Origin of the sequence: Micromonospora sp. NPDC005172 (assembly GCF_040608555.1) — a bacterium.
GTDB lineage: Bacteria > Actinomycetota > Actinomycetes > Mycobacteriales > Micromonosporaceae > Micromonospora.
The window spans coordinates 1-4,048 of sequence record NZ_JBEXIL010000109.1 but is presented as its reverse complement, the minus strand read 5'-3'; the positions used below and the strand labels follow the sequence as shown (position 1 = coordinate 4,048).

Annotated in this window: 1 protein-coding gene; it reads right to left on the bottom strand. The window is 73.3% G+C overall.

All coding sequences use genetic code 11. The features are described from left to right. Nucleotides 1-53 precede the first annotated feature (53 nt). Complete coding sequence (locus tag ABZV06_RS31900; RefSeq protein WP_355625971.1) at nt 54-3,767, bottom strand: S8 family serine peptidase; 3,714 nt, start codon at nt 3,765-3,767, stop codon at nt 54-56. Between the last annotated feature and the right edge of the window lie 281 nt (nt 3,768-4,048).

Sequence of the window (4,048 nt, the reverse complement as noted above, 5' to 3'; positions counted from 1 at the left end):
GACCGGCCGCCGGCCGGGGTGCGCACGCACCCCGACCGGCGGCCGGTCGTTCCCTAGCGCAGACCGAACGCCCTCGTGATGCTCTGGCTCACGGTGTTGCCGGCCGCGTCGCGCGCGGTCGTCCGCAGGCTCACGAAACGGGCCTTCGTCGGGGCGTCCAGCGAGGTACGCCAGCCGTCGCCGTGCCGGCTCAGCCGCTGCCGGTGCCAGGTCGTGCCGTCGTCGTACGAGACCTCGACGGTCACCGGACCCACCGTGCCCGAGACACCGGGCAGCTGGGAGGCGACCACGGTGAGCGGCGTCCGCCGCTTCGCCGTACCGTCACTGCCGATGGCCACCTGGTAGTCGAGCTGGATCATCGGCAGCACCTCCGCCGATTCCTCCCCGGTGACCGCCGAGCTGAAGCCCCACTCGGTGCGGGTCTGCCGGGAGTACGGGTTGGTCCAGGCCGCCCGGTCGTTCTCCACCACCAGCCGGTACGGCAGCCGCTGCGCGGACAGGCCACCCACCTGGAGGTACTCGGCGTTGCCCCAGTCCAGCTCCTTGTCGCCCTGGTAGAGGGTCGTCCGGTTGACCATGTCGAAGTTGGCGTACGCCTCACCGATGTGACCGCCGCCGTCACCCCACCCGGGTGCGGGCAGGTAGACGGTGTCCAGGTACCGCACGGGCACGTAGCTCCCGCCCATCCGGGGGCGCTGGATCGGCCCGAACCACTCGACCCGGCTCGGCTTGTCCGCCGCGTACGTGGCCACCGCCATCAGGTGCTGGCCGGTCTCCCCGGCGATGTACGCGTCGTCGACCCACCGCTGGTCGGCGCTCACCCAGTCGGTGCGCCGGCCCTGCGCCGGGACGGTCTCCTGGTTGCTCGACGCCCAGCCCCGCCAGATGTCGGTGCGGAACTCCAGCGCCTTGCCCTGCCGGTAGTTGCGGAAATCCACGTCCACCCGGGCCAGCTGACGCTTCGTCGGCCGGTAGGTGGGATCGGTCGGCACCGCGCCGGTCCAGTGGTGCGCCACGTCGTACAGGTAGGTGGTCTCCGGGTGCGACTCGGCCGTCAGCCGCACCGGGCGGCCGCGCTCCAGCTCCGCGATGAGCTGGTCTCCCTCGTCGCCGCCGAGGGTCGCCACGGTCACCGGTGCCGGGCTCTCCGGGCTCCACGGCGCCTCGTCCCACGGCTGGAGTCGCCCGACGCCGTCGTTGACCACCAGCAACAGCTTGGCCCCGGCCGCCGCGGCGGCCTGCGCCTGGGTGGCGATGTCCACCGTGTCGCTGCGCCGGACCACCACCGCCCGGTCCCGGACCGGCCGCTTCGCCAGCCCGGCCGCCGAGGCGTCGGCGACGTAGACCGCGTCGAGCTGGCGACGACCCTCCGGCAACGCCGGGGTCGCCCGCTTCACCAGCAGATCGTCGTACGACCGGCCACCGGCCGACACGGTCAGCGCCGGCTGTTCCAACCGCCACCGGGCGCCGAACTCGAACTCGCCGTCGGTGACCTTGCGGCTCAACGGCAGCGCCCACATGCTGTCGTACGAGTCGTCGGGCAGCACCTGACTCTCCATGAGGCTGTTAGCGGTGGAGCGGTGGATGTCCATCCGCAGCGACGTGGCGCTGGCCTCCTGCGGCACCTCGGCCTGCACCTGTCGGGCCTTGCGCGCGTCCAGGACGACGGTGCGGTCGGCACTCAGGTCGACGTCGACGAAGCTGAGTATCGCCATGCCCTTCGAGCGCGGCCCGTGCACGCCGCGCACGTCGGCGGAGATCCAACCGGACCAGCTTCCCACCGGCAGCCGCAGCGTCGCGGTGCCGCTCGCGGGCAGGTCGACGGCGGTGAACAGGCCGTCGGCGCTGAGCAGGACCTTGCCGGCGAGCGGCTTGCCGTCCCGGTCCTTCGCGACGAGCGTCAGGGTCTGCCGCTGACCCTCCTTGCCCGCCCCGATCAGGGTGCGACCGCGTACGGCACCGGCGTCGTCGGCGGCGACGATCGTGCCACTCACCGGCTTCTCGACCGGCAGTTTGTCGTACGCGGCGGTGAGGGTGACGGTGGCCGTGCCGTTCGCGGGCACGGTGACCGTGTCGGCGGAGAGCGCGAAGAGGCCGGCCGGGGCGCTCGGCGCGTCGATGGTCGGCTTCAGGGTGACCGGTGCGCTGCCGGTGTTGGTGTAGGTGACCGTCCGGTCGACTGTCGTGCCCGGCTGCTGCGGCCAGCCCTGGAAGCCGGAGTAGGCGCTCGGGGTGGCGAAGACGGTGGCGTGCGCGGCGGCGACCGCGTCCACCCGACCGGCACCGGCCTGGTACGGGGTGTAGCCCGGCGTGGCCTTGACGGTGCTGACCAGCGCCTCCTTGATGCGCTGGCCGGTCCAGTCGGGGTGCGCGGCGGCGACCAGCGCGGCCGTGCCGGCCACGTGCGGTGTCGCCATCGACGTGCCGCTCATCAGGGTGTAGTCGCCGGAGCCGCGCACCAGGTGCGAGCGGGCGGCCAGGATGTCCACGCCGGGTGCGGTGATCTCGGGCTTGAGCCCACCGTCGCCGAAGCGCGGGCCCTGGCTGGAGAAGTCCGCGAGATGGTCGGCGGAATCGACGGCGCCCACGGTGAGCGCGGAGTTCGCCGCGCCGGGGCTGCCGATGCTCGCCGGGCCGCTGTTGCCGGCGGCGATCACGAAGAGCGCGCCGGTCTCGGCGCTGAGCCGGTCGACGGCCTGGCTCATCGGGTCGCTGCCGTCGGTGGCCTCACCGCCCAGGCTCATGCTGATGATCCGGGCTTTCTGCTCCCGGGCCGCCCACTCCATGCCGGCGATGATCCAGGAGTCCTGTCCGCCGCCCTCGCTGTTGAGCACCTTGCCGACGTGCAGCCGGGCGCCGGGGGCGACACCCCGCTCGACACCGCCGGACGCGGCGCCGGTGCCGGCGATCGTCGAGGCGGTGTGGGTGCCGTGTCCCTGGTAGTCGAGGATGTCGGGCTCGTCCGGCACGAAGCTGGTGGACTCGGCGATCTGGCCGGCGAGGTCCGGGTGCTCGGCGTCCGCTCCCGTGTCGAGCACGGCGACGTCCACGCCGGCGGCGGTGTTGCCCTCGGCCCACAGCTTCGGCGCGCCGATCTGCGCCGTGGACTCGGCGAGGTCGCCGTGCACCCGGCCGTCCAGCCAGACCTTGGCGATGCCGCCGGTGAGGGTCGGGGTGTCGCCGGTACGGCGGGCGGACCCGGCGGTCAGCGCACCCCAGAACCGGTCGGCGCTGTCACGCGGGCGGGTCAGTGCCGCGCCCCCCACGCTGTCCAACGGCCGGACCAGCTTCGCGCCGTCCACAGTCGGACGGGTACGGGCCCGGGCCGCGGCGTCGGTGAGGGTGACGATCAGCGGCAGCGCGTCCGTGTGCGCGTCGTCGTACCCGTCGGCGACGAGGTCGGTGACGTTGAACAGCCTCTTGTCCAACAGGCCGCTGGTGACGTACGGCAGCGCGGCGTCCGGGTAGACGTAGGTGTCGCCGTCGAGCACGGTGCGGTGGAACGTCGGTGTGCTGCCGTCCGGGCGGCGAACCGTCGAGACGGTGCTGCCGTCGGCTGCGGTGGTGACGGTGACGAGGTCACCGGTGATCAGGGTGACGGTGGACGCGCGACCCGGCGCGGCCGGTGGATGGCCGGCCGGGTGCGGTGTGTTGCCGGGCGGGGCGGCGGACGCCCCCGTGCCGGGTGGGGTGAACCCGGCGGTCAGAGCGAGGGCGGTGCCGAGGGCGATCAACCCGGATCGGCGACGCCTGGAAGACAGAGTCACGAGGACCTCTTTGTGTCGAGGAGCGGTACGCAGCACAGCATCGGCGTAACAAGCGCCCCTCGTACCCCGCCGCACCCCGGCGCGTTCATGCCATGGCACAAACCCGCCACCGCCCCCTCCCCGCGCCCCTCCCCGCGCCCCTCCCCGCGCCCCCTCCCCGCGCTCCCTCCCCGCGTCGATCTTGCACTTACTGTTGTCGATGCCGCCGGCTGCCTCATGCTGCTGCTCTTCCGCCGCCGCCCGACCCGGCCCGTCTCGCCTTCCCCGACCGAGCCTTCCGC